Origin of the sequence: Chitinivorax sp. B (assembly GCF_005503445.1) — a bacterium.
Lineage (GTDB): Bacteria > Pseudomonadota > Gammaproteobacteria > Burkholderiales > SCOH01 > Chitinivorax.
The window spans coordinates 1-2091 of the sequence record NZ_SCOH01000126.1; the positions used below are offsets into that span (position 1 = coordinate 1).

Sequence of the window (2091 nt, forward strand, 5' to 3'; positions counted from 1 at the left end):
TGGTACAATGAAAAACGGATCAAGCTCTCTCTCGGCTCACTCAGTCCCATTGAATATCGAGAGCGCCTAGGTCTGACGACATAAACCCGTCCAAGATTTTTGCCGCACCCCCATCTGGAAAGTCTTGCACGCTGATTTACAGGTCTGGGTGCCTTGATTGGTAATGCGCAGCAACGGGTCATCGGTGGCGCCGCCGTGCACGGTGCGCCACAGCGGGGTTTGGTATTGCCCGGTTTGGTAACCGGCGATGATGTCATCACCCAGATACTGGTAATCCTGACTGCCCGCGCCATCTGTGCGGCCGATGCGCTTGCCGTCGGCATCGTAACGGTAGCGGCCCAGCAGGGTGCCGGCGGCGCTGTCCAGATTGATCTGGGTCAGTTGTTGCTGGCTGTTGTACTGGAAGGCGTGTTTGACCGTGCCAACGGTCTTCAGCGTCAGGTTGCCGTTCGGGTCGTATTGGTAGCTGGCCAGTACTTCGCCGCTGGCCGCAGTTATCCGCCGAAATCAACCACTCTGACCTCTTCGATTATTAAATCATTCTGACTTTCCCGATTTGCCCCTTACATAGTCGTCAAGATATGCTTCCAAGGGCTTGGCAGTCCCTAGAACATGAAGTTCTCCAGATTGCTTATCAATCAGGAATGGTCCGTTTCCAGCTAGCTGAGCCGATGAATTACCTGTTTCCAAATACTCTTTTGACTGGTAGCAAAAAAACCACCCGTCAGAAAACTCTCCTTCATGTGTTAACTGCAAAGGAATCTCTGAGTCTCTCAGATATTCCCTGGCCCGCTCCAAAGCATATTTATAGGTGATCATTGGTTAGTTCTCAGTAACTGCAATGTCTTAAAATTACTCGGATTTGCTGGCTTTCCAGTCTGCCCATCAAGATACCGAACAACCCCATTCTGATTAACCACATTAAATACGCGACCTGGCTGACCTGGACCATAGGAACCAAACACAATCCCACGAGCGCCATCCCCAGCACCTGCCATTTGCTGGGTGATGTTTTCAGGCGCCGATACACCGCCAAACTTAGCTCCGTATTGCTTCTCCAGCACAGTCAATGGAACTCCCTTGGTGGAGTTTATCGGCAGTGCAGATGCTGGGTTTCCTGCCAGGGTTGCATCAGTAGCAATCGAACAATTAACGCAGTTATGGGTTCGTCCAGCAACCGGATAACCTGGATTGACGTTCCTTATTGAACCTGCTGTTTTATCGGCAACTCCTGTCGCTTTTGCACCATTTCCCGCAACTCTTGTTTCCGCTACAGCCAATCGCCCTGCCGCTGCACCGGCAATCGGCGCAAACGCTTCATTCATGGTCACAACATTATTGAAGTCATTCATATTCGCCACAAACTGCGGAGAATTCAAATAACTCTTGAAGCTTGACCAAAGGCCATTTAACCATCCTCCGCTGTTGGATGAATTGGCCCGCAGATTCTGCCCACCGGCCGCCATCACCGGGCCACTGGTGGTGAATGGGGCTGCCGTCTTGACGGGGCTCACCTGCGAAGCCAGTAGCCCGCTCGGGTCGATATTGTTGATCGGGTCGCCATCCACATACCCATACTGATTGATGCCACCCTGCAACCCAATCGGATCACGCTGCGTGAAGCGCCCGATACTCGGGTCGTACCATCTGGCCCGGTAGTAGATCAGCCCGGCCACATCCGGTTCTCTTCCGGTGTAACCATACTGCGGAATATCCCCCTGCCCGTTGAGGCGATTGCCCCAGGCATCGAACTGTTGCCATGCCTGTAGCAGGCCCTGATGGTTGCTCAGCCCAACAATGCTGCCCAAACCATCGCCATGGTAGGTCTGGGTGCCTTGGGATGTGATCCTCAGTAATGGGTCATCGGTGGCCCCGCCATGCACGGTGCGCCACAGCGGGGTTTGGTATTGCCCGGTTGGGTAGCCGGCAATGATGTCATCACCCAGATACTGGTAATCCTGACTGCCCGCGCCATCTGTGCGGCCGATGCGTTTACCGTCGGCATCGTAACGGTAGCGGCCCAGTAGCGTACCGGCGGCGCTGTCCAGATTGATCTGGGTCAGTTGTTGCTGGCTGTTGTACTGGAAGGCA

At 53.9% G+C, this 2091-nt stretch carries 4 protein-coding genes; 2 read left to right on the top strand and 2 right to left on the bottom strand.

Features of this window, described 5'->3' with window-relative positions:
- Positions 1-84, top strand: an 84-nt coding sequence (locus tag FFS57_RS24650) for an IS3 family transposase (protein ID WP_137940474.1), incomplete at its 5' end; no start/stop codon positions are given.
- A 69-nt stretch (positions 85-153) separates the two neighbouring features.
- Complete coding sequence (locus tag FFS57_RS24655) at positions 154-546, top strand: hypothetical protein (RefSeq protein WP_137940472.1); 393 nt, start codon at positions 154-156, stop codon at positions 544-546.
- Here the strand turns inward: FFS57_RS24655 and FFS57_RS24660 are convergent.
- Both FFS57_RS24660 and FFS57_RS24665 read right to left on the bottom strand, forming a co-directional pair.
- Positions 538-819, bottom strand: a complete 282-nt coding sequence (locus FFS57_RS24660) for a YrhB domain-containing protein (protein ID WP_137940473.1) — start codon at positions 817-819, stop codon at positions 538-540. The genes FFS57_RS24655 and FFS57_RS24660 overlap by 9 nt on opposite strands.
- Positions 816-2091, bottom strand: a 1276-nt coding sequence (locus FFS57_RS24665) for an RHS repeat-associated core domain-containing protein (protein WP_249384167.1), incomplete at its 5' end; no start/stop codon positions are given. The genes FFS57_RS24660 and FFS57_RS24665, both read right to left, overlap by 4 nt.

Bases quoted from the DNA above. Each gene is read 5' to 3' on its own strand.
- FFS57_RS24660 (WP_137940473.1), bottom strand. From the start codon at position 819: ATGATCACCTATAAATATGCTTTGGAGCGGGCCAGGGAATATCTGAGA.